This is a genomic window from Streptococcus sanguinis (assembly GCF_019929145.1).
In the GTDB taxonomy this organism is placed as follows: Bacteria; Bacillota; Bacilli; order Lactobacillales; family Streptococcaceae; genus Streptococcus; species Streptococcus sanguinis_U.
On the sequence record NZ_JAHZOW010000005.1, the window covers coordinates 15,580 to 40,022 of the forward strand.

The 24,443-nt window shown below is 46.1% G+C and carries 21 protein-coding genes; 19 read left to right on the plus strand and 2 right to left on the minus strand.

Annotated elements, in window-relative coordinates; translation table 11 throughout:
* Positions 1–276 precede the first annotated feature (276 nt).
* A complete protein-coding gene (locus K1I94_RS09510) occupies positions 277–3,975 on the plus strand; it encodes a pullulanase (protein ID WP_002907205.1) in 3,699 nt (1,232 codons plus the stop codon).
* A 95-nt stretch (positions 3,976–4,070) separates the two neighbouring features.
* Here K1I94_RS09510 and K1I94_RS09515 read toward each other — a convergent pair whose 3' ends face one another.
* Together K1I94_RS09515 and K1I94_RS09520 are read right to left on the minus strand one after the other, a co-directional pair.
* Positions 4,071–5,036 (minus strand): LacI family DNA-binding transcriptional regulator, encoded by a 966-nt coding sequence (locus K1I94_RS09515; protein ID WP_002907204.1) that lies wholly within the window; start codon positions 5,034–5,036, stop codon positions 4,071–4,073.
* Entirely contained in the window at positions 5,017–6,471 is a 1,455-nt protein-coding gene (locus K1I94_RS09520) for a sucrose-6-phosphate hydrolase (RefSeq protein WP_223315169.1), read from the minus strand. Before K1I94_RS09520 ends, K1I94_RS09515 begins: the two co-directional genes overlap by 20 nt.
* A gap of 196 nt (positions 6,472–6,667) precedes the next feature.
* Between K1I94_RS09520 and K1I94_RS09525 the strand changes: the two genes are divergently transcribed.
* From K1I94_RS09525 to cobK, 18 genes are all read left to right on the plus strand, one after another.
* Complete coding sequence (locus K1I94_RS09525; protein ID WP_223315170.1) at positions 6,668–8,680, plus strand: sucrose-specific PTS transporter subunit IIBC; 2,013 nt, start codon at positions 6,668–6,670, stop codon at positions 8,678–8,680.
* A 159-nt stretch (positions 8,681–8,839) separates the two neighbouring features.
* The gene (gene scrK, locus K1I94_RS09530) at positions 8,840–9,739 is read left to right on the plus strand and encodes a fructokinase ScrK (RefSeq protein WP_002907200.1); all 900 of its coding nucleotides are present in this window, start codon (positions 8,840–8,842) and stop codon (positions 9,737–9,739) included.
* Between the two features lie 46 nt (positions 9,740–9,785).
* Complete coding sequence (locus tag K1I94_RS09535) at positions 9,786–10,196, plus strand: peptide deformylase (protein WP_223315171.1); 411 nt, start codon at positions 9,786–9,788, stop codon at positions 10,194–10,196.
* Positions 10,197–10,274: 78 nt separating this feature from the next.
* Complete coding sequence (locus tag K1I94_RS09540) at positions 10,275–10,610, plus strand: hypothetical protein (protein WP_002903845.1); 336 nt, start codon at positions 10,275–10,277, stop codon at positions 10,608–10,610.
* A gap of 174 nt (positions 10,611–10,784) precedes the next feature.
* Positions 10,785–11,243 carry a MarR family winged helix-turn-helix transcriptional regulator gene (locus K1I94_RS09545; protein ID WP_002907197.1) on the plus strand — a complete coding sequence of 153 codons (459 nt, stop codon included), beginning with the start codon at positions 10,785–10,787 and terminating at the stop codon, positions 11,241–11,243.
* On the plus strand, positions 11,236–12,999 hold the full coding sequence (locus tag K1I94_RS09550; protein ID WP_223315172.1) for an ABC transporter ATP-binding protein: 1,764 nt from the start codon (positions 11,236–11,238) through the stop codon (positions 12,997–12,999). Before K1I94_RS09545 ends, K1I94_RS09550 begins: the two co-directional genes overlap by 8 nt.
* Complete coding sequence (locus K1I94_RS09555) at positions 12,989–14,746, plus strand: ABC transporter ATP-binding protein (protein ID WP_223315173.1); 1,758 nt, start codon at positions 12,989–12,991, stop codon at positions 14,744–14,746. Before K1I94_RS09550 ends, K1I94_RS09555 begins: the two co-directional genes overlap by 11 nt.
* A gap of 300 nt (positions 14,747–15,046) precedes the next feature.
* Entirely contained in the window at positions 15,047–16,405 is a 1,359-nt protein-coding gene (locus tag K1I94_RS09560; protein WP_223315174.1) for a cobyrinate a,c-diamide synthase, read from the plus strand.
* A gap of 1 nt (position 16,406) precedes the next feature.
* Positions 16,407–17,357: an adenosylcobinamide-phosphate synthase CbiB gene (gene cbiB / locus K1I94_RS09565; protein ID WP_223315175.1), complete on the plus strand. Its 951-nt coding sequence runs from the start codon at positions 16,407–16,409 to the stop codon at positions 17,355–17,357.
* 9 nt (positions 17,358–17,366) lie between these two features.
* Entirely contained in the window at positions 17,367–18,065 is a 699-nt protein-coding gene (locus K1I94_RS09570) for a cobalt-precorrin-8 methylmutase (RefSeq protein WP_223315176.1), read from the plus strand.
* A complete protein-coding gene (locus tag K1I94_RS09575; RefSeq protein ID WP_002901146.1) occupies positions 18,066–18,770 on the plus strand; it encodes a cobalt-precorrin-8 methylmutase in 705 nt (234 codons plus the stop codon).
* Entirely contained in the window at positions 18,770–19,897 is a 1,128-nt protein-coding gene (cbiD, locus tag K1I94_RS09580) for a cobalt-precorrin-5B (C(1))-methyltransferase CbiD (RefSeq protein ID WP_223315177.1), read from the plus strand. Before K1I94_RS09575 ends, cbiD begins: the two co-directional genes overlap by 1 nt.
* Complete coding sequence (locus K1I94_RS09585; protein WP_125377357.1) at positions 19,888–20,520, plus strand: cobalt-precorrin-7 (C(5))-methyltransferase; 633 nt, start codon at positions 19,888–19,890, stop codon at positions 20,518–20,520. Before cbiD ends, K1I94_RS09585 begins: the two co-directional genes overlap by 10 nt.
* The gene (locus tag K1I94_RS09590) at positions 20,492–21,061 is read left to right on the plus strand and encodes a decarboxylating cobalt-precorrin-6B (C(15))-methyltransferase (protein WP_223315178.1); all 570 of its coding nucleotides are present in this window, start codon (positions 20,492–20,494) and stop codon (positions 21,059–21,061) included. Before K1I94_RS09585 ends, K1I94_RS09590 begins: the two co-directional genes overlap by 29 nt.
* Positions 21,061–21,834, plus strand: coding sequence for a cobalt-precorrin-4 methyltransferase (locus K1I94_RS09595; RefSeq protein WP_002896463.1), 774 nt, complete (start codon positions 21,061–21,063; stop codon positions 21,832–21,834). The genes K1I94_RS09590 and K1I94_RS09595 overlap by 1 nt, the downstream gene beginning before the upstream one ends.
* Positions 21,824–22,885, plus strand: coding sequence for a cobalt-precorrin 5A hydrolase (gene cbiG / locus K1I94_RS09600; protein ID WP_223315245.1), 1,062 nt, complete (start codon positions 21,824–21,826; stop codon positions 22,883–22,885). Before K1I94_RS09595 ends, cbiG begins: the two co-directional genes overlap by 11 nt.
* A gap of 76 nt (positions 22,886–22,961) precedes the next feature.
* A complete protein-coding gene (cobJ, locus tag K1I94_RS09605) occupies positions 22,962–23,687 on the plus strand; it encodes a precorrin-3B C(17)-methyltransferase (RefSeq protein ID WP_002896461.1) in 726 nt (241 codons plus the stop codon).
* On the plus strand, positions 23,684–24,433 hold the full coding sequence (gene cobK, locus K1I94_RS09610) for a precorrin-6A reductase (RefSeq protein ID WP_223315179.1): 750 nt from the start codon (positions 23,684–23,686) through the stop codon (positions 24,431–24,433). The genes cobJ and cobK overlap by 4 nt, the downstream gene beginning before the upstream one ends.
* The last annotated feature ends 10 nt before the right edge of the window (positions 24,434–24,443 follow it).

Below are 24,443 nucleotides of genomic sequence, written 5' to 3' on the forward strand. Positions count from 1 at the left end.
TTAATTTTAGCAAAATAAGTCTGCATTTAGACCTAGTGATAAGGGAAAAGTTGTGTACAAGTCATCCGTTTTTAAGGTGGTTCATAACTGTCAAAGGTGGTTTAAACCAGAAATAGTTTATCCTAATCATCAAAATCCGCACAGAGAGCATGAAATATCTGAGTTAAAAAACTCTTCTTGAAAGCCTTTACAACTTGAAGGAGAATCGGTATAATAAATACAGAAAACGTTTGCATAGATGTTCTCTATAAGAAAAAATAAAGGAGTTTTCTGTTTATGAAAAATAACTATCACCTACAGTCTCGGATGGGGGAAAAGCGTCATTATTTCGGCATCCGTCGCTTAAAAGTAGGAGTGGCCTCTGTTGTCATTGCCTCAGTTTTCCTACTGGGGAATGCTCAGCTAGTCCAAGCGGATGAGGCGAGCACAGCCACCAGCCCAGCAACAGAAGCAGTATCTAATGCAAATGCGTCCGCCCTACCTAAGTCAGTAGATGAAGAAAAAACTGGAGAGGCAGATAGTTCAGGAGCGGGGGCTTCAGAGCAGGCAGCTCCAACTGGTATGCTAGCAGATCAAGCTCCAGCTAGTGCAGTTTCAGAAGCAGCTGGTCAAGATGCTGCAAATCCAAGTGAAAAAGACAAGCAAGAACCCGTTAGTCAGCCGCAAGCTTCAGCGAAAGAAGCTATCGAAGAGGGCAATATTCGCTTTCATTTCAAAACCTTGCCCTCACAAAATTTAGATAGCTTGGGCCTGTGGACTTGGGATGATGTTGAGACGCCTTCTAGTCAAAAGGGAGCTTGGCCGACCGGAGCGACTAGTTTTGCGACTGCTAAAGAAGATGACTACGGTTATTATCTTGATGTTAAGATGGCTGAGAAAAGAAGCAAAATCAGCCTTCTAATCAATAATACAGCAGGTCAGAATATTACGGGTGACAAGACGGTCGAGCTACTCAGTCCTCAGATGAATGAGATTTGGTTTGACACAGACTATCAACCTCATACTTACGAGCCTTTGAAAAAAGGGATGGTTCGAATCAACTACTATCGTACAGACGGCCAGTATGATAAGAAGTCGCTCTGGCTCTGGGGAGATGTCCAAAATCCAAGTAAGAATTGGCCTGACGGAGTGAACTTTGAGAAGACTGGGAAATATGGCCGCTATGTAGATGTTCCCTTGAAGGATGCTGCTAAGACGATTGGCTTCTTACTTTTAGACGAAAGCAAATCAGGAGATGATGTGAAGATTCAAAATCAGGATTATAATTTCACGAATTTGGAGAAAAACAGCCAAATTTTCTTGCGTGATGCGGATCCGACAGTTTATACCAACCCTTACTTTGCCAATGATATTCGTATGACGGGAGCCCAGCATATTGGCTTGACTGAGATTGAGGCCAGCTTTTCTACCTTAGAAAGTGCTAAAAAAGAGGACATTTTAAAGAACTTAAAGATTACAGACAAAGATGGCCATGAAGTCGCTGTTAAAGATGTGGTTCTGGCTCCTGAGACCAAAAGTGCCAAATTCATCGGTGATTTTAACCAAGCCCAGTCACCTTACCTTATCAAATATGGAAATGATCAATTCAAAACCAGCATGAACTGGCAGCTGAAGGATAGTATTTACAAGTATGATGGTGAGTTGGGAGCGCGTGTTTCTCAGGCGGGCAAACAAGTGGACCTAACTTTCTGGTCACCAAGTGCGGACCAAGTTGATTTGGTGGTCTATGACAAGGAAGATCAGAACAAGGTCCTTGGGCGCATAGCTATGCAGAAAGGTGAGTCTGGCACATGGACCAGCAGTTTGACGCCTGAGAGCGGTCTAGGAATTTCTGACTATCGTGGATATTTTTATCATTATGAAATTACTCGCGGCGGCAAAAAGTTTCTTGTGCTGGATCCTTATGCCAAGTCTTTAGCAGCTTGGAACAGTGAAGATGCGGACAAGGGGGATGCCTACAAGATTGCTAAGGCAGCCTTTGTAGATCCAAGTGAATATGGACCGAAAGACCTGACCTATGCTACTATTCCGAACTTCAAGAAGCGGGAAGATGCCTTGATTTATGAGGCGCACGTTCGTGACTTTACCTCTGATCCAGCTATTTCAAAGGATTTGAAATCTCAATTTGGAACCTTCTCAGCTTTCATTGAGAAATTAGATTATTTGAAAGACTTGGGAGTGACCCACGTTCAGCTCCTGCCAGTTCTAAGTTATTACTTTGTAAATGAGCTGAAAAATGCTGAGCGCATGGACAAGTACGCTTCTAGCAACAGCAACTATAACTGGGGCTATGACCCGCAAAACTACTTCTCGCTGACAGGTATGTACTCCAGTGCGCCGACAGATCCAGCCAAGCGCATTGAGGAATTCAAAAATCTTGTCAATGAAATTCATAAGCGCGGCATGGGCGTTATCATGGATGTGGTCTATAATCATACGGCTAAAACCTCTATCTTTGAGGATTTGGAGCCTAATTACTACCACTTTATGGATGCGGATGGTACACCGAGATCCAGCTTTGGCGGCGGCCGCTTGGGTACTACTCACTATATGAGCAGACGGGTCTTGGTGGATTCGATCAAGTACCTGACAGAGCAGTACAAGGTAGATGGTTTCCGCTTTGATATGATGGGGGACCACGATGCTGAGTCCATCCAAAAAGCTTTTGAAGAAGCTAAAAAGCTCAATCCAAATCTCATTATGCTGGGTGAGGGCTGGAAGACTTATGCAGGTGATGAAAATAAAGCTGTCCAGCCGGCTGACCAATCTTGGATGAAGTCAACAGACACGGTAGCAGTCTTCTCTGATGATATTCGCAATACCTTGAAATCAGGTTATCCAAATGAGGGAACACCAGCCTTTATCACCGGTGGCAAACGCAGTGTGGAAAATGTCTTCAAAAACATCAAGGCGCAGCCAACCAATTTTGAGGCGGATAGCCCAGGAGATGTGATCCAATACATCGCAGCCCATGATAATCTGACGCTCTTTGATATCATTGCTCAGTCAATCAAGAAAGATCCGGCAGTGGCTGCCAATTATCAAGAGATTCATCGCCGCCTGCGTCTGGGAAATCTGATGATTCTGACTTCGCAAGGGACACCATTTATCCACTCTGGTCAAGAGTACGGCCGGACCAAGCAATTCCGCGATCCCGATTATAAATATCCGGTCTCAGAAGACAAGGTTCCAAACAAAGCGCATTTGTTAACCAATGAGGACGGCACGCCGTTTGACTATCCGTACTTCATTCATGATTCTTATGATTCGAGCGACGCGGTCAACCATTTTGATTGGACCAAGGCGACTGATTCGGAGAAATTCCCTGAAAATGCCAAGAGCCGTTCCTATATGAAAGGCTTGATTGCCTTGCGGAAATCAACGGATGCCTTTACCCGCAGTTCCAAAGATGAAGTGGAGCAAAATGTGACCCTCATTACCCAGCCTGGCAAGGATGGTGTTGAGAAAGAAGACCTTGTGCTCGGTTACCAAGTAGTTGCGTCAAATGGTGATATTTATGCGGTCTTTATCAATGCAGACACCAAGGAACGACAATTCAACTTTGGTGAAGCCTACAAGCATCTAGCAGGTGCAGAGGTTGTGGCAGATGGTAATACGGCAGGAGTGACAGCCATTTCTGATCCAGCAGGTGTCACCAGAAACAGCAATGGTTTAGCCCTAGCTCCGCTGACAGCGACTATTTTGCGACTTCGAAAAGTGACCCCAGCTCAGGAAGAAAAATCTCAAGCTCCAGTAGCTCAAAAAGAGCAGCTGTCTGCCCCTTATGCAGCCAACGCTCAGCCTCAGGCTTTATCCTTGGATGGGCAAAAAACTCAGGCTTCAGAAGTAAAAGAAGCGGCTAGCCAAACAGAAAAAGCCTTGCCAAAAACCGGAACAAGCACTTCCCTGCTGGCACTTTTAGGTGGCTTCCTTGCTTTCCTGGCCGGTTTGTTAACCTTTAGAAAGAAAGAGTAATAATTGATTATTGCCCTGTGAGAAATTTTTTAGACTATGGCTAAATAAAGACGACTTCCAATAATGGATGTCGTCTTTGCTTGCTTATATCTGTGTTAAACACTCTTACCAGGCAAGAGGCTGACTGGCAGGAAATAGCCAGTTGTTTGGACTTCTTGGCCGGCAATTTTTTTGAGGAGTAGGTCTACAGAGAGACGGGCGATATCTTTCAGTGGCTGCTTGATCGTTGCCAGCTGTGGGTAGTAGTTCTCCACAAAGTAGGTGCCATCGTAGCCAATGATTTTCAAATCTTCAGGGATCTGGATGTTCAGCTCCTGTGCGACCTTCATAATTAAAATGGCTGTCAGATCGTCTGATGTAAAAATGCCATCAGGTTTGGTCTGAGTCAGAATTTGCTTGATTTCCATCTCCTTACGGACCGGTGAGAAATCACTGGAAACATTGATAATCGGTGCGTCTGGCAGGACGGAAGCAAAGCCAGCATGGCGCAGGCCGGTTGGTGAGTTGGAATTGTCATTGCCAGTTATCATGATGACGTTTTGAGCTCCGGCCTTGACCAAGGTCTGAGCCGCCAGTACTCCGCCTCCGTAGTTGTCTGAGGAAACAACTGGGATATCCGGCGAGAGATTCCGGTCAAAGGCAATGATTGGTGCTGTCACGCGATTGTAGTCCTCGATACCTAGATTGTGGCTGCCGGAAATGATGCCGTCCACCTGATTGGCTTCCAGCATCTCAAGGTATTCACGCTCCTTGTCAGAGTCATGCTCACTATTGCAGATGATGGTTTTATAGCCTTGTTTAAAGAGCTCATGCTCCAGCTTGTCAATCAATTCTGCATAAAAGACATTGCTGATATTAGGAAAAATGAGTCCAATTAGCTTGGCCGACTTTCCCTGGAGGCTGCGCGCCAGATTGTTGGGCTTGTAGGCCAATTCTCGCATGGCTGCCTCAACCTTAGAGATCGTTTTGTCGGATAAGTAGCCTTTTCTGTTGATGACGCGGGAAACAGTTGTGGGGCTGACTCCTGCTAGTTTTGCTACATCAGTTAGCTTTGCGACCATAATCTAATTCATAGTAAGTACCGGTTGGATTACCCTTGGTAATAGCAATACCTGTCTGGTCTTCTCTTGGGAAGACACGGCCGGAAAATACTTTCTCTCCTTTATTGATGAAAATTTCAAAAATCGATTTATCGATGAAGATAGTAGCACTTGTGGCTTCTTTGTCAATATCACAGCTTCGGATGGTTCCAAAGTCCAGAGCAAATGGCTCACCTGCCTGACTGCGGTCAACGATCACTTTCCCTGCCTTGAGGTCGAAGTTGATGCGTAGTCCCTTGCCATCCTTGTCTGCAAAGAGGACGATTTCATGCTCGGTGTCTGCAGCGAGATTTAGATCTAGTTCGTAGCTGTTCTTGCTTTCTGCCAGAGCAGTGAAAGGCTGTTCCTCTGCTCGCAAATCCTTGATAGAAGGCACTGGGTACTGGTAGAGCTTGCCGTCTTTCAGACTTAATTCCTTGACGAGGGAGAAGGCTCCTTGATGGTCGAAGCGGTCAGATGGGTATTCCACATCAGGCAAGCCTAGCCAGCTGACAGCGAGTGCACGACCGTCAGGTGCGTTAAAAGCTTGGGTCGCGTAGCAGTCGAAGCCATAGTCCAGATTTTGGATAGGGCTAGGATTAATCAAAGTAGCGTTACTTGTGTCAAACGATTGACCTATTTTATACATGTTTGGATAAATGTTGCCATAGTCCTGTACATCCTTAGACAAACCTTGAGGGCAATAGAGCAGGACTGGCTGGTCATTGATAAAGACTAGATTAGGACACTCCATCATATAGGCTGTCTTGTCATTGGCGAAGTCCAAATCGCCAACGACTTCCCAGTTGGTATAGTCATTATCAACTGCCTTGTATAGCTCGACATAACCTTGCCTGTCTAGGTTTTGCCCACCAACAATGGCATAGAACTGCCCTTTGTAGTTGAAAATCTGGGGATCGCGGAAGTGGTCGGTCGCTTCAGCAGGCTGCTCAATCAAGACCTTGTCAATTTTTTTGAGATTGCCTGATTTATCTAACAAGGCACCGATTTGATAAGGATGACGCACCCAGTTTTCATCACGAACATTGCCAGTATAGAAGAGAAAGAGCTTGTCGTCAAACTGCATGGCAGAGCCAGAATAGGCGCCGTGGCTGTCCAGAGCAGTATCTGGCAGCACTCGAAGACCAGTTTCCGTGAAGTGAACTAGGTCGTCACTTTCCATCTGGACCCAGCACTTGAGACCGTGAGCTGCTCCGAAAGGAAAGTTTTGGTAGAAAACCACCCACTTGCCGTCAAAATAAGAAAAGCCATTGGGGTCATTGAGCAGACCTGTTTGAGGCTCTACATGGTAATTAGCCCGCCAAGGAGATTTAGCGATATTGTCTTTGATGTGCTGTAGCTCTTCCTGAGTCCAGTCTTCATAGCGTTTGTAGCGTTTTTCAGTCGTCCAAGCCAATCTTTTATCCTCCGAATCATATTATTTCTTATTACTATAGTAAACGTTTTCCGACGAAAAATCAACATTTAACAGTGAAAAAATATTTTTTCTGCAAAACGCTTGACATATTTTTGAATCATGGTAAAATAATATTCGTAAAGGCGATAAAATCGCTTTCAAAAAGTTAAAAATATTTATAAGGAGATTTTTGCAAATGGATAATACTGAAATTGCAAAAAAAGTCATCGAAGCCCTTGGCGGACGTGAGAATGTCAACAGTGTGGCTCACTGTGCGACTCGCTTGCGCGTGATGGTTAAAGATGAAGGTAAAATCGACAAAAATACTGTCGAAAATCTGGAAAAAGTTCAGGGTGCCTTCTTTAACTCAGGCCAGTACCAGATTATCTTTGGTACCGGTACGGTTAATAAAATCTATGACGAAGTTGTAGCCTTAGGATTACCAACTTCATCAAAAGATGACATGAAAGCAGAAGCTGCTAAGCAAGGGAATTGGTTCCAACGCGCCATCCGTACATTTGGTGATGTATTTGTACCAATTCTTCCAGCTATTGTTGCGACAGGACTTTTCATGGGAGTTCGTGGAGCAATTGCTCAGGATCAAGTTTTAGCTTTGTTTGGTACTACTGCGGATGCTTTCAAAGCAACTGACTTCTATACTTATACAGTAGTCTTAACTGATACTGCCTTCGCTTTCTTCCCTGCTTTGATTTGCTGGTCGGCTTTTAGAGTTTTTGGCGGAAACCCAATCATTGGTTTGGTTCTTGGCCTAATGATGGTTAACTCAGCACTTCCAAATGCTTGGGAGGTAGCTGGTCAGGCTACTAAATTTGCTGTTGATCCTTCTAAGGACATTTTAGACAAAATTGCTAATATGGATGTTCTAGGAAGTTTGAAATTTACCAGCGAAGTTACAGCAACAAAAGTTCACCCAATTTACTTCTTTGGTTTTATTCCAGTAGTTGGCTACCAAAACTCTGTGCTTCCAGCCTTCTTTGTAGGTTTGTTTGGTGCAAAATTTGAAAAATGGCTGCACAAGAAAATTCCAGATGTTTTGGATCTTCTTCTTGTTCCATTCCTTACTTTCCTTGTCATGTCTATTCTGGGACTCTTTGTGATTGGCCCAGTCTTCCACATTGTAGAGTCATATGTTTTAAATGGAACAGAGTTCCTTCTTAGCCTTCCGTTTGGTCTTGCTGGATTGATTATCGGTGCTGTGCATCAGCTGATTGTCGTAACTGGTGTTCATCACATCTTCAACTTACTGGAATCTCAGTTGGTATCTCAAACTGGGAAAGATCCATTTAATGCGATTATCACTGCTGCTATGACAGCTCAAGCTGGTGCGACTTTGGCTGTAGCTGTGAAGACAAAATCTAAAAAACTCAAGGCTCTTGCCTTCCCAGCAGCACTTTCTGCAGGATTGGGTATTACTGAGCCAGCTATCTTCGGGGTTAACTTGCGCTTTGTTAAACCTTTTGTAATTGGACTGGGTGCCGGTGCCGTTGGTGGTTGGTTAGCTTCTATTATGGGGCTTGCAGGTACAAGTTTCGGTATCACAATTATTCCAGGTACTCTCCTTTACCTGAATGGTCAATTGTTGCAATATATCTTTATGGTTGTTTTGACAACTGGTTTGAGTTTTGTTCTGACTTATTTGTTTGGTTACAAAGACGAAGAAACTGCTGAAGAAAAAGCCGAAACTGAAAAACTGGTTGAGGAAGAAACAACTGGTAATGTGCCAGCTGCCCTCCAAGACGAAACAATTATCTCTCCAATCGTTGGTCAGGCAGTGGCTTTGAGCGATGTTGATGATCCTGTTTTCTCTAGCGGAGCGATGGGACGAGGAATTGCTATCAAGCCTAGTGAGGGTGTGGTTTATGCTCCAGCCGATGCAGAAGTTACGATTGCATTCGCGACTGGCCATGCTTATGGTTTGAAGACAGCTAATGGTGCTGAAATTCTGATTCATGTCGGAATCGACACAGTGTCTATGGGCGGCGAAGGTTTTGACCAAAAGGTTGCTCAAGGCGACAAGGTCAAAGCTGGTGATGTTCTGGGAACATTTGAAGCTGAGAAAATTGCAGCTGCTGGTCTGGATGATACGACTATGGTCATCGTTACCAACACAGCTGATTACGCTTCCGTGACTCCAGTAGCAGAAGGAGCTCTTGCTAAAGGTGACGCAATTATTGAAGTGAAAGCCTAATGGAATTTAGAAAACGAACAAATCAGTTTTTGTTCGTTTTTTATGTCATAAGTGCAGTCTTGTTGAAAAAGCTTTTAAAAGACTATTTTTAGCAAGAAGTCTGCAAGAGATATGCTATAATGAATAGAGTAGAAATCAAATTTTAAAAGAGGATTTATAATGACAAAATTGTATGGAAGTTTGGAAGCGGGCGGCACTAAGTTTGTCTGTGCTGTAGGCGATGAACGGTTTGAAGTTGTTGAAAAGACACAGTTTCCAACGACCACGCCTATTGAAACGCTAGACAAGACGATTGAGTTCTTTTCTCGTTTTGACAATCTAGCTGGTCTGGCTGTAGGCTCTTTTGGGCCGATTGATATTGATCCCAACTCAAAGACTTACGGCTTTATCACGACTACGCCTAAGCCACACTGGGCTAATGTGGATATTGTCGGAGCTCTGCGCCGGGCTCTCAATGTGCCTATTTACTTTACAACGGATGTCAATAGTTCAGCTTATGGTGAAGTGGTAGCTCGCAACAATGCTGGTGGCCGTATTGAAAATCTGGTCTATTATACGATTGGGACAGGAATCGGTGCTGGCGCTATCCAGCGAGGCGAATTTGTAGGGGGGACAGGTCACCCAGAGATGGGGCATTATTATGTAGCGAAGCACCCTATGGATGTGGAAAAAGAGTTCAATGGCGTTTGTCCTTTCCACAATGGCTGTTTGGAAGGATTGGCGGCTGGGCCAAGCTTAGAGGCACGGACCGGAGTTCGTGGGGAAAACATTAAACTCAATAGTTCCGTCTGGGATATTCAAGCTTACTATATCGCTCAGGCGGCTATTCAGGCGACAGTAACTTTCCGTCCAGATGTTATCGTCTTCGGTGGCGGGGTTATGGCTCAGCAGCACATGCTGGATCGGGTTCGTGAGAAATTCACAGTTCTTCTGAATGGCTATTTGCCAGTCCCTGATGTCCGTGACTATATCGTGACACCGGCTGTGGCTGGAAATGGCTCCGCAACGCTTGGCAACTTTGTACTGGCTAAAGAAGTTAGTGAGCGCCACGCAAAATAAGTTTATAGGGTCTGATTTATCAGGCCCTTCTCTATGAGGAAAAGTAATGGAAAAAGCAATTGTCAAAGATATTTTCTTCCTACAGCAGCCATCAGAGCAGGCTAGCAGAGAAGACCTTTATCTGGCTCAAGACTTGCAGGATACTCTGCAGGCCAATCGAGAAAACTGTATAGGACTCGCAGCCAATATGATTGGCGTCCGTAAGCGAGTCATTATCTTTCTATATGGTTTGGTGCCGGTAGTCATGTTTAATCCGGTGCTGCGCTCTAAGTCAGGCCCTTATCAGACAGAAGAGAGCTGCCTGTCCTTGGTTGGAAGCCGTCCTACCCAACGTTATCAGGAAATCACAATTGATTATCTGGATAAACATTGGCAGCAGCAGACCATGACCTTGAAAGGCCTGCCTGCCCAAATCTGCCAGCATGAATTGGATCATTTGGAAGGGGTTATCATTTAGAAAAATTTGACAAAATTGCAAAAAATGTCTAAAATTAGAGATAATTAGCAGAATAATATTGAAGGAGGCAAGATGTAAATGAAAACAAAAACTTTAGCACTGATAAGCGGTCTGGTTGGTTTGATTGGAGGGACTATTTTGCTGCTCTCGAATATCTTTTTTGTTCCTTTTTCAGCCCTACTAGGTGATTCTGGCCTGAATTTACTGGGAGCGGTGATTAAATTGGCAGCTCTGGGCTTGGGAATTACTTCCTTGGCTTATTACAAAGGTCAAATGCGTTTCAGTGTCGCAGCGGGCGTCCTCCTTATCGTCGGAAGCAGCAACATCGCGCCCATTCCATTTATAGGCTGGATTGCAGGCATTCTCCTTATCATTGGAGGGGCTCTATTCCTCGCTTCTTCTTCAAAATTTTAATGCGGGACCAATCAATTTTTAGGCTGTTTGTCAGTTTGAAAGGAAGGGTGAAGAAATTTTCTTCGCTTTTTTTCTTGTTGAAAAAATAGTTCTCATGGAAACTTTTTTCTTGACTTTCTTTTTTCTTGTGTTAAAATAGTTCTCACGAAAACTATTTTTACAAAGGATACAGGTATGGATAAGCCTTTACTGGAATTGAAGCGTTTTGGACGAAAGATTCATCTCATAGCGGAAAAGCTTGCCAAGGAGCAAGGGATTGAGTCCATGGCTGGGCCTCAGGGGCAGGTCTTGCATATTGTCGCCTGTCGTATGGAAGAGGGGAAGGATACCCTTATCAAGGATATTGAGCAGGAGTTGGATATTTCCAAATCGGTGGCCTCTAACTTAATGAAAAGGATGGAGAAGAATGGCTTTATCCAGCTGGAAGCGAGCAAGACAGACAAGCGGGCTAAATATATCCGTCTCACTCCGCAGTCGCAGGAAAGAATGAAAAAAATCCGTGACTTTTTTGATGAAATGAACCTTTCTATTTTGAATGGTGTTTCTGAGCAGGAACTGCTGATTTTTTCTCAAGTCATGGCCAAGTTTTATCAGAATATCGAAAGTTTAGAAAATGGAGGGAAAGATGTTTAAGTTATTTAAACGGCTGACGGTAAGGGAAGTGAGCATGATTGTTCTCAGTGTGCTCTTCACCTTCCTAACGGTATATCTGGAATTAGAAGTTCCAACCTATATTTCGACGATTACAGAGTTGCTGCAAACACCAGGGACTGGTTTGGCAGATTTGTGGGAGCCAGGTCTGAAAATGATCGGCCTGTCTTTTGCTAGCTTGCTGTCAGCTATTGTGGTTGGCTTTTTTGCCGCTCGTATAGCAGCCAGCTTTACCCAGAGCTTGCGGAGCGATATTTTCAACCGTGTGCTAGACTATTCGCAGACGGAGATTAAGAAATTTTCAATCCCTAGTCTGCTGACTCGGACGACAAATGATATTACCCAGGTACAGACCTTAATTACCATGGGGCTTCAGGTGGTGACCAGGGGACCGATTATGGCGATTTGGGCCATGACCAAGATTATTGGCAAGTCCGAGAACTGGCTGATAGCAGTTCTTATTGCTGTTATAGTCAATATCCTGCTGACAGTAGTTTTGGTGACATTGGCCTTTCCCAAACAGTCAGTTGCGCAACGCTTGGTCGATAAGCTAAACAGTGTCACTAGAGAGAGTCTGACTGGGATTCGCGTGGTCCGGGCTTACAATGCTGAGGATTATCAGGATGAGAAATTTGCGGCGGCCAATGATGAAGTAACTCGACTCAATCTTTTCATCGGTCGTCTGATGGCCATGATGAACCCAGTTATGATGGGGATTTCCAGCGGTTTGACACTGGCTATTTACTGGATTGGTGCTTATTTGATTCAGGAGGCTGGGCTGCAGGAACGTCTCCCGCTCTTCAGTGATATGGTCGTCTTTATGTCCTATGCTATGCAGGTTGTGATGGGCTTCTTGCTCATGGGTGCCCTCTTTATCGTCCTGCCTCGGACCATTGTATCCGCTGGCCGGATTAATGAGGTGCTGGATCTGCATTCTTCTATCACCAGTCCGGAACATCCTAAGGCAGCAGATAGCAAGGGAGAAGTGGTCTTTCGAGATGTGTCCTTCCGCTATGCTAGGAATTCTGAAGCGGTCATTGAACATGTCAGCTTTACAGCGCAAGCTGGTGATACTGTGGCCTTTATCGGCTCAACTGGTTCAGGGAAATCCACGCTTGTCAATCTCATCCCTCGTTTCTACGATGTGACTGAAGGAGAGATTCTGGTAGATGGCGTCAATGTTCAGGATTACCAGCTGGAAGATCTGCATAATAAGGTCGGCTACATCCCGCAAAAGGCTGTGCTTTTCTCTGGCGATATTGAGAGTAATCTGGACTTCGGTCAAAGCAAAGAAAGCCCACTGGATGAGCAGAAAATGTGGGATGCTCTTGATCTAGCGCAGGCTAAGCCCTTTGTCCAAGAGAAGGAAAAAGGGCTCAAGTCAGAAGTGGCTCAAAGCGGGACCAACTTCTCTGGTGGTCAGCGTCAGCGTTTGGCCATTGCCAGAGCCTTGGCTCGTAAGCCAGAAATCCTCATCTTTGACGATTCCTTCTCAGCCCTAGACTATAAGACAGACTGCATTTTGCGCAAGGAACTGGCTGAGCGGACGCAGGATATGACCAAGCTAATCGTGGCACAGCGGATTTCTACTATCATGGATGCGGATCAAATCTTGGTCTTGGATGCTGGTAAGGTAGTCGGTCAAGGGACCCACAGAGAGCTCTTAGCCAGCAACGAAGTCTATCAAGAAATTGCCTACTCACAACTATCCAAGGAGGAATTAGAAAATGGAAAATAAGAAGCCTTCATTATTTAGCCAGATACGGCCTTATCTCAAAGGCTTCCAGCTTCCTCTTGCTTTGGCATTTGTGGGAGCTGTCTTGTCAAACATTATTACGGTCTATGGGCCAAATAAATTAAAAGAAATTACCAATCTCATTTCTGATGGTTTGGCTACCAGCATTGATTTGAAAGCTGTGTCTCAGATTGCCCTTCTGCTGACCGTGCTCTATGCAGTCGGAGCTCTGCTCAACTATGGTCAGTCCTTTATCATCAGTACGGTTATCCAGTATTTCTCCAAGCGGCTGCGGACGGCCATTGCGGAGAAGATTAACAAGTTGCCGTTGGGCTATTTCGATGGTCATTCTCAGGGGGATACTCTGTCGCGCGTGACCAATGACGTAGATACGGTCGGCCAATCCCTCAACCAGAGTCTGGGGAATGTTATCTCTGCCAGCCTGCTCTTGGTGGCTGTGGTTTTGACCATGTTCTTCATGAACTGGATCTTGGCTTTGGTAACTATCTTGGCTACTATACTCGGCTTTGTTTTTGTCGGTCTCATCATGGGCAAGTCCCAGGGCTATTTCACCGCCCAACAAAACGATCTGGCTGCGGTAAACGGTTATGTGGAGGAGATGTACTCCGGTCATAATGTCGTTACCAGCTATAATGCTATTGAGCAGTCTAAGGAGCGCTTTGCAGTTCTCAATCACAATCTCTATAACAGTATTTGGAAGTCTCAATTTATCTCTGGCATGATGATGCCGCTCATGTTCTTTACGGGGAATTTTGCTTATGTGCTGGTTATTTTGGTAGGTGCTGCTCTGGCGATTAATGGCTCTATTAGTATCGGAATTATCGTCGCCTTTATGGTTTATGTGCGGACCTTCTCTCAGCCTTTGTCACAGATTGCGCAAGGAATCACTGTCTTGCAGCAGGCTGGCGCAGCACTGGTTCGTGTCCTTGAATTTCTGGCTGAGCCTGAGATGGAAGATGACCAGCATAAAGAGCAGCAGCTTACTGCTGTCAAGGGAGATGTTGCCTTTGAAGATGTCTTCTTCGGTTACAAGCCAGACCAGACGATTATTCATGATTTCTCAGCCCAGGCCAAAGCCGGACAGAAGATTGCCATTGTCGGCCCGACGGGTGCTGGTAAGACGACCATCGTTAATCTGCTCATGAAGTTCTATGAAATTAATAAAGGGCGTATCAGCATTGACGGTATAGATATTAAGGATATGAAGCGCTCTGAGGTTCACGATGCCTTTTCAATGGTCTTGCAGGATACCTGGCTCTTTGAGGGGACGATTCGGGAAAACTTGATTTACAATCAGGAGCATGTGACTGATGAAGCAGTTGTTGCTGCAGCGAAGGCGGTCGGTGTTCATCACTTTATCATGACTCTGCCGCAGGGCTATGATACAGTGCTGGATGACACGGTCAACTTATCGGTCGGTCAGAAGCAGCTGCTGACCATCGCTCGTGCTCTGCTGAAAGATGCGCCGCTCTTGATCTTGGATGAGGCAACTTCGTCAGTAGATACACGAACGGAGGAGCTGATTCAAAAGGCTATGGACAAACTCATGGAAGGCCGGACTTCTTTTGTCATTGCCCACCGCCTGTCTACTATCCGTAATGCGGATCTTATCTTGGTCATGCGCGATGGAAATATCATCGAGCAGGGTAACCATGATGAACTCATGGCTCAGAATGGCTTCTATGCGGACCTCTATAATAGTCAGTTTGTAGAGGAAGATGCAGGTTGATGCTCAAATAAAACATCAGGAATGTTCCTTTTCCTGATGTTTTTTTAAATTTAACAGAATTGTAAAAAATGCCCAATTTTCAGTGAAGACGCTCTAAAATCCTGACTTTTTTCGCAGATGCTCTATCAAAAACTTGACAGTTTTTATGCTTTATATTAAAATAAATTTAATATAAGAACTGGAAGCGAACACAACGGGGTGTTTGCTCTACATATAAGTGAGCAACGGTGCTACAAAAAAAATAAAAATTCCTTATTTTTTTTGTAGTACTTTTTTTATCAGCGAATCTGGAGTAAAGCGATGAAGCAATTTATGCTAGCGGGTGTTTCCAGCGGTGTCGGAAAGACCACAGTTACCCTAGGGATTTTGAAAGCTCTGGCAGACAGAGGTTATCAGGTTCAGCCTTATAAGGTAGGACCTGATTATATTGATACAGCTTATCATAGTCGGATTACCAAGCGTCCGTCGCGGAATGTGGACAGCTTTATGATACCGGACGATCAGAGCCTGGCCTGGTCCTACTACAAATGGCATGGAGATGCTGATGTGGCAGTGGTTGAAGGAGTCATGGGGCTCTTTGATGGTCTGGGAACGGACAAGGACTGTGCGTCTTCTGCTTCTGTTGCTAAGAAGTTGGGAATTCCGGTTGTCTTGATTATTGATGGAAAGGCGACATCTACCTCGGCAGCTGCCATGGTCCATGGCTTTGCGACTTTTGATCCGGATTTGGATATTGCTGGGGTCATTATCAATCGGGTGGCTTCACAGACTCACTTTGAACTTATCAAGGGCGCCATTGAGCGTTACACGGATGTCGAAGTGTTGGGCTATCTGCCTAAGAATGCAACAGCAGAGCTGCCATCGCGTCACCTGGGTCTAATCCCTGACGTAGAAATGGATGATTTGGACCGTCGATTTGAGGACTTGGGAGCGGCAGCAGCCAAGTATATAAATCTAGATAGATTGCTGGAAAAGGCAGAACTTCCCGATAAGCAGATGGCCAATCCTTTTCATATCCGCAACGATCAGCCCTTGACTTTGGCCTATGCCTTGGACGATGCTTTCCACTTTTACTACGAAGATAATCTAGACTTTCTAAGAGAGCTCAATGTCCAGCTGGTACCTTTCAGCCCTCTGAAAGATAAGGAACTGCCAGCAGCAGATGCTTATTATTTTGGCGGTGGTTTTCCAGAAGTCTACGCTCAGGAGCTGATGGCAAATGCTGACTTTCGGGCTTCGGTTAAGAAAGCTCACGAGCAGGGCCGGCCAATCTACGCAGAATGCGGCGGACTCATGTATCTGGGAGAGATACTGGAAGTAGATGAGCAGGTCTATGAAATGGTTGGAATTTTCAAGGGCAAGAGCCTGATGACCCCCGGCCTGAAAAGCTTTGGTTATTGCCAAGCAGAAACGCAGGTAGACAGTCTTTTTGGTCCTAAAGGTACGTCGGTCAGAGGACATGAGTTTCACCATTCAATATTTGAGACGGAGGAAGATACGGTCCTCAAGCTAGAGAAGGTTAGAGACGGTCAGGTCGTAGCTGCCTGGACAGGCGGTTATCAAAAGGACCGGACCTTTGCTAGCTACCTGCATGTTCATTTTTATCAGGATGAGCAGATGCTGGCCAACTGGCTGAATTATATCAAAGAGGCGAACTGATATGACACTCATTGCAATTTTTTTGGCCGTTTTACTGGACTGGCTGATTGGCGACCCCTATAGCTGGCCTCATCCAGTTAAGTGGATGGGTTCCTATATTTATCTATGTATGCGTTTGCAGGAGAAAAGGCAGTTTTCGCCCTATCTATTTGGCTTTTTCCTCTGGCTGACAACAGTTGGACTAGCGCTGGGAGTGAGCTACGGGCTGCTCTGGCTGGCTGGTCTGGTTCATCCGGTCCTCTACTGGATTGTCTGGATCTATCTGGCCTATGCCAGTCTGGCGGCTAAAAGTCTGGCTTTTGAGGCCCAAGAGGTTTACCATACGCTCAAGTTTGGTAGTTTGGAAGAAGCTAGAAAGCAAGTTGGTATGATTGTCGGCCGTGAAACTTCCCAGCTGACACCAGAGGAAATCAGCAAGGCGACGATTGAGACGGTGGCTGAAAATACCAGTGACGGGGTTATCGGCCCTCTGCTCTGCCTCTTTCTAGGCGGACCCATTCTAGCCATGACCTATAAGGCCATCAACACCTTAGACTCTATGGTAGGCTATAAGACGGAGAAATACCGCAAAATCGGCTTGATATCCGCAAAGATGGATGATCTGGCTAATCTGATTCCTGCGCGTTTGACTTGGTTTTTCTTGATTCTCAGCAGTCAGATTTTACTGCTGGATTTCAAGGGGGCGTTGCGAATTGGCTGGCGGGATCGCTACCAGCATGCCAGTCCCAACAGTGCTTTTTCGGAGGCAGTTGTAGCTGGAGCTCTGGGCATTCAGCTGGGCGGACCGCACGTCTATCATGGAGAGCTGATTGAGAAGCCAAGCATAGGAGAGGCTTCCAGACCGGTTGCGGCGGATGATATTCAGACGGCGATCTCTCTGCTTTATACAAGTAACATGACAGGTTTAATCTTGTTCACTCTTTTTTATTTAGTAATGCAAGCATATTTCTAGGAGTATACTATGACATATATCCAAAACCCTTCCTCTATCGAGGAAAAGAGCTTTCAAATTATTCAGTCTATGATTACTGAAAAAGATCCTGATTATGTCTTCCATTCGGAAATGGAAGAATCCATCATCAAGAGGGCAATCCATACGACGGGAGATTTTGATTATCTCTATACCATGCGCTTTGAGCACGATGTCCTTAAAAAAATTGAAGAGGTAATCAGAGCTAAGGGGACTATCCTTCTAGACTCTAATATCTCACTCAATGGGATTAACAAGCGCGTGCTGGACCAGCTGGGTGTGGGCTACCGCTGTTTAATCAGCGATGAAGAAGTGGTTGCGCTGGCCAAGGAAAAGCAGATTACCAGAGCTATGGCGGCTGTTGAGATAGCAGCTAAGATTGAAGGGCCTAAAGTATTTGCTTTCGGTGGTGCTCCTACGGCTTTATCTTACCTGATTGAGCTAGCAGAGCAGGGATTGGTAGAAGCAGATGCAGTGATTGGGGTTCCAGTCGGCTTTATCAATGTCGAAGAGTCAAAAGAAGAACTGCTTCAGTCAGGTCTTCCTGCCCTTGTCAATCTCGGCAGAAAAGGCGGCAGCACCATTGTAGTAGCCATTGTCAATGCCATTATCTACCAGCTGAGAGAAGTGGTGACAGATGACTATGTCCGTTATTCTACACCATCCAGTAAAGAAGGAGGAAAGAACTAGATGTCCTATCTAAAAGCAGCGCACAAGATTGAAGAAGCTAGTTTCAGCAAGATTCAGGAAATTATTGACCAAGAGCATCCAGATATTCATTTTTCGGATCCTTTTGAAGAGGCAGTGCTCAAGCGGGTTGTCTTTACTAGTGCAGACTTTGACTACCTCTACAATATCAAGTTTTCCAATCAGGTTATTGAGAAAATCCTCTACGTCCTCCGAAACAAGGGTACCATTTTTACAGATACAACCATGGTCTTGGGCGGTTTTAATAAGAAATTGCTAGATGATCTAGGTGTTTCCTACCGTTGTCTGGTCAATGAGCCAGCAGTCTTTCAGGAAGCTAAGGAAAAAGGAATTACTCGCTCCATGGCCGCTGTAGAATATGCAGCTAAAGTGGACGGTCCAAAACTATTTGTCTTTGGGAATGCTCCAACTTCTATCTTTAAGGTTTTGGATATGGTCGAAGAGGGGAGCTTGCAGCCGGATGCGGTTGTCGGAGTTCCAGTCGGCTTTGTCGGAGCGGCAGAATCCAAGCTCAAACTGCATGAAAGTTCGGTGCCTTCTATCGCAGCGTTGGGACAAAAGGGCGGCAGTACCATCGCAGCAGCTGTGGTCAATGCCATCCTCTACCAGCTCAAGCTCGACACTACAGACTATGAACGTTACAGTGTTTCAGATAAAAAGCAGGCTCCGGAGAAAGGAGAGGGCTAATGATGGATGAATACGCTTATGTCAATGGAAAGAAATTAAGAAAAGGTTTTACAACTGGTACTTGTGCAACGGCAGCGACTGTTGCAGCCTTGAGCATGATTTTAAATCAGGAAAGGGAAGAAAAGGTTACTGTGCATACGGCTTCAGGTGTGGAAGTGACCATGGATGTTCACAATCCTTCCTTCGGGCCAGAAGAAGCGACAGCGGCCATTGAAAAAGATGGCGGCGATGATGCAGATGCGACGCACGGCCTCTTGATTTATTCGACTGTGACCCTTCTGCCAGATCAGACGGAAATTGAGATTGACGGTGGTCAGGGCGTTGGGCGCGTGACCGAGAAGGGGCTGGCCTGTGATGTCGGCATGGCAGCCATCAATCCGACTCCTAGACGGATGATTGAGCAGCATGTCCGTGAGATTATCGGTCCCAACTGTGGGGCGAGGGTCATCATTTCTGTTCCTGGCGGCGAAGAAACGGCCAAGCTGACCTACAATTCCAGATTAGGCATTGTCGGCGGCATTTCAATCTTGGGAACGACAGGGATTGTCAATCCAATGTCCGAGGACAGCTGGAAGGCGTCCATCACGATTGAGTTAACCATGCTCTACAATCAAGGACATCGTTCAGTCGTCTTGGTACCGGGGAACTATGGTGAAGACTTTGCTACTAATACTGTGGGGATTCCAGCTGGGCGCATCGTCAATATGAGTAACTTTGTCGGTCATGTCCTCAAAGAAGTGCAGCGCATCGGCTTTACCAAGGTTTTGATGATTGGTCACATGGGCAAGTTTGTCAAAGTGGCGGCTGGGATTTTCTCTACCCACAGCAAGGACTCGGATGCTCGTATGGAAACGCTGGTGGCTAATCTAGCCCTGATGGGGGCGCCTATTGAGCTGCTGGAAAAGGTTGACAAGTGCTTGACGACCGAGGCAGCTGGAACAGCCATTAAGGAATTTTCTTATGAGGGTGTCTATCAGGTCTTGGCGGATAAGATCAAGGCTAGAAGTGAGCGTCTGCTCCGCTATCGTAAGCCAGAAGTCAGTATTGAAGTGGTCATCTTTGGGACTGAGGAAGGCTATTTGGCATCGACTCAGCCTTTAGAGCAGATAAAGGAGGAATGGACATGATTTATGTTATCGGAATTGGTCCGGGAGATCCGAGCTATGGTCTTCTGGGACAGGAAGCCTATTTTGAGAAGGCTGACCGCATTTTGGGCAGCGAGCGGCATCTGGAAATTTTGCCGCCGGCTTATCGGGATAAGGGTTTGGTCCCTCCTAAAAAATTAGCTGCGTTGGCAGAATTGCTGGAAAGCTTTGGTGAGGATGAAGAAATTCTATATCTGGCCTCAGGCGATCCCCTGATTTACGGCTTGGGCAAATGGCTGTCAGAGAAGTTCAAGGGGCGTGTGGTTATCTCGCCTGGTATCAGCGCCATGCAGTATCTGGCCAGCAGAATTGCCCTGCCTATGAACGACGCTTATCTGACGAGCAGTCATGCTAAGGTGCCTAACTTTGACTTGATTATGAGTCTGTCAAAAGTCTTTATGGTGACGGATCAGAAAGTAGGCCCCTACGAGATTGCTCAAGAGGCCGTTAAAAGAGGCTTAGATAAGGTGTTGGTCATCGGTGAGCAGCTGAGTTATGAAGACGAGCGTATTACCATTCTGCCTGCGAATGAGGTAGAAGATAGAGAATATGAAATGAATGTGGTGGTGGTGTTAGATGAGGGATTCGGAATTTATCAGGGCTAAAGTCCCTATGACTAAGGAAGAAGTCAGAGCCATCAGTTTGGATAAGTTGGAGCTGCATCGGGCCAAGCGCATGCTGGATGTCGGCTCTGGAACTGGCAGTGTTACGATTCAGGCAGCCCGAACCTATCCAGAACTGGAAGTGGTGGCAGTGGAGCGAAATGAAGACGCGGTGGCCTTGACGCAGGAGAATATCCAGCACTTTGGCTGCCACAATGTCCGTCTCCATCAAGGACTGGCTCCGATTGAGCTTGATGGTAGTTTTGATGCTATTTTTGTCGGAGGGACCGGGGGCAATATGCAGGAGATTTTCGACTGGTGTGCCCAGCTCATGGAGCCGGGCGGTCGGCTGGTCTTGAACTTTATCCTGCTGGAAAATGCTCTGGAAGCAGCTCAAATAGCGGAACAGATGGACTGGGAGGATTTAGAGATTGTATCAGTTCAGGCTAGTCGCTGGACAGGTATAGGTAAGGGGCACTACTTTAAGCCTCAGAATCCGACCATTATCGTTTCCTGTAAGAAAAAAGAAAGAGAGGCTAATTGATGTCCAAAGTACATTTTGTTGGAGCTGGCCCAGGTGATGTGGAGCTGATTACGCTCAAAGGTTACAAGCAGCTGTCTGAGGCTGACGTGGTCATTTATGCGGGCTCCTTGGTCAATCCAGACCTGCTGAACTACTGTAAAGAAGGGGCTGAGATTCACGACAGTGCCAGCATGCACTTGATGGAAATCATCGATGTCATGGAGGCTGGAGTCAAGGCTGGTAAAGATGTAGTCCGCCTGCAGACGGGTGATTTCTCCATTTATGGCTCCATTCGAGAGCAGATCGAAGAGATGAAGAAGCGCGACATAGAGTTTGACTGTACGCCGGGCGTCAGTTCTTTTCTGGGAGCTGCTTCCAGTATCGGGGCGGAGTATACCGTACCAGAGGTTTCTCAAAGTCTCATCATCACTCGGATGGCTGGTCGGACGCCTGTGCCAGATAGGGAATCCCTGAAAAGCTATGCTCAGCATCGGACCTCTATGGCTATCTTCCTGTCTGTTCAAGGCATTGAAAAGGTCGTCAGTGAGCTGATCGAGGGTGGCTATCCTCCAGAAACGCCTGTGGCTGTTATTTACAAGGCTACTTGGCCGGATGAAAAGAAGGTCTTTGGCGATTTGACAAACATTGCTGAGAAAGTCAAGGAAGCTAAGATTAGAAAGACAGCTTTGATTTTGGTCGGTGACTTTTTAGGTCAGGAATTCTACTATTCCAAGCTCTACCATGCGGATTTTCAGCATGAGTTCAGACGGGGGAAGAGCAGCCATGCCAAGTGATTCTCAAGCCCGCTATGCCATTGCAACTGTGACAGCGGTAGGTAAGGACTTGGCTCTGACTCTGCGGGAGAAGCTGGGCAAGGAAATCCCTATCTATACGACGCCTCGATTGGCAGATGACAGGGTCATTGCTATCGAAGGACGAGTGGTTGAGGCGCTTGGTCAGCTCTTTCAGGAAGTGGATGTTCTCATTTGTATCATGGCTATCGGGGCGGTTGTGCGAGCTATTGCACCAGTCTTGAAAGACAAGGCGACTGACCCAGCAGTGGTTGTCATGGATGAGAAAGCGACGAATGTCATCAGTCTGCTGAGCGGACATCTAGGCGGAGCCAATCAAGTGGCGCTAGACATCGCAGAATTGCTCGGTTCAAATCCTGTTATCACGACAGCGACAGATGTGCAGAATGTAACAGCTCTGGACAATCTGGCTCAATCAGTCAATGGCTGGCGGCCAGAATTGAGAGAGTTCATCAAACCTTTCAACAGCTATCTAGGAAGCGGCCGAAAAGTCTACTTCTATCAGGAAAAGGACTGGGTTACGGACCTCCGCGGTCTGACTCTGGTGGATGAGGAAGAACTGGCGGCTGTTCTCAAGGGAAGTGAACCGCTGATTCTGCTGACTACTGAAAAAAAGGACATTCAAAGAGAAAACCTGGCTCTCATCTATCCTCAACCTTATATCTTAGGAGTTGGTGCTAGGAAAGATGTGGCTCCTGCTGTCTTCCGAGAAGGCTTTGAGGAATTTTGTCAGCAGCAGGGGATTTCTGCCAGTGAGATTTCCAAAATCGTCAGCATTGATGTCAAGAAGGATGAAGCTGCTATTCTGGCCTTGGCTGAGGAATTGGGCTGTCCCTTTGAAACCTTTAGCAAGGAAGAACTGTCTGTCGTAGCAGACCGCTATCCTCAGTCAGAATTTGTCAAAAAGACAGTCGGAGTCGGCAGTGTCGCCTTGGCCAGCGCAGATCTGGCCAGTCAGGGTCAAGTCCTGACAGAGCGCTTTGCCAAGAACGGCTGTACCTATGCGCTTGCAAAAGCAATAACCAAAAAGTAAATCAAAAAGAGCAGACGGTCTTATGAACCAACTGCCCTTATACAATTTTATCATACCCATAAAGGAGAAAAAATATATGTTATACGTTATCGGATTAGGCCCAGGTAAAGAAGAATTGATGTCGCAAGAAGCATTGGCTGCTATAGCAGATTGTGAAATTATCGTCGGCTACTCGACTTATATGCGGTTGATTCTTGATTTGGTCAAGGACAAGGAGCTCGTAGCGAATGGAATGCGCCAGGAAATCGACCGTTGTCAAAAGGCCATTGATTTGGCTAGAGAGACTGGCAAAAATGTCGGAGTTGTTTCTAGTGGAGATGCCGGAGTCTATGGAATGGCTGGCTTGATTTTAGAATTGCTGGGAGATGCTAGTGATGTAGAAGTTAAAGTGGTTCCAGGTATTACAGCTAGTCTGGGTGCTGCTGCAGTTATGGGTGCTCCCCTCATGAACGACTTCTGTCACATCAGTCTGAGTGATTTGATGACGCCTTGGGAAATGATTGAGAAGCGTCTGCATGCCGCAGCTCAAGGTGACTTTGTAGTCTGCCTCTACAACCCTCGGAGTAAGGGACGTCCAGACCATCTTACAAAAGCACTTTCTATCATGTCTGAGTACAAGTCAGAGGATACCATTGTCGGTATCGGTAAGGACATTGGCCGTAAGGATGAGGAAATCATCTTGACGACTATCAAAGACTTGGATGAGACTTTAGTAGATATGACGACAATCGTTATCGTTGGTAACAAAGAAACTTATGTTAAAAACGGACGCATGATTACACCTCGAGGATATACTTTATGATGAAATTACTGCTGGGAGGGACATCTGATAGCACCGCTATTTTAGAAGTGCTTGACCGATTAAAGATTGATGTGACCAGCTCTGTTGTCACAGACTACGGCCGGCACTTGGCTTCCAAGTTCGGCCAGCCGGTCATTCAGGGCCGGCTGACAGCCGAGGATATGGTTGCCTTCATCAAAGAGAATGATGTGGATGAAATCATTGATGCGACCCATCCTTTTGCGGATATTGTTTCCAAGGAAGCCATTCGGGCGGCAGAGATGGCCGGTGTATCTTACCTGCGCTTTGAGCGTCAGGCGACCTTGGATTTGAGCGGGGCCATCGTGGTGCATTCGACCCAAGAAGCGATTGATGAGATTGCCAAGCGCGGCTACAAGACAGTCTATCTGGGAACAGGCAGCAAGACCTTGCCACTCTTTGTCAAGGGTCTGCCAGAGCAGCGGATTGTCGTTCGCGTTCTGCCGACTTCAGAGGTGCTTCTAGCCTGTGAAAGTCTGGGACTAGTAGCGGATCAGATCGATGCGATTAAGGCTCCATTTTCCAAAGAGTGCAATAAAGAGCTCTTGCTGCGCTCGGGAGCAGATGTCTTTGTTTCCAAGGAGAGCGGTACCGTCGGTGGTATTCGTGAAAAGATTGATGGCTGTCAAGAGCTGGGGATGGACTGCATTATCATCTCTCGGCCAATTGTGGCCTATCCGCAGATGGTTTCTAGATTAGAAGAGCTAGAGGCCTATCTGACAAAATAGCTAATAAAAG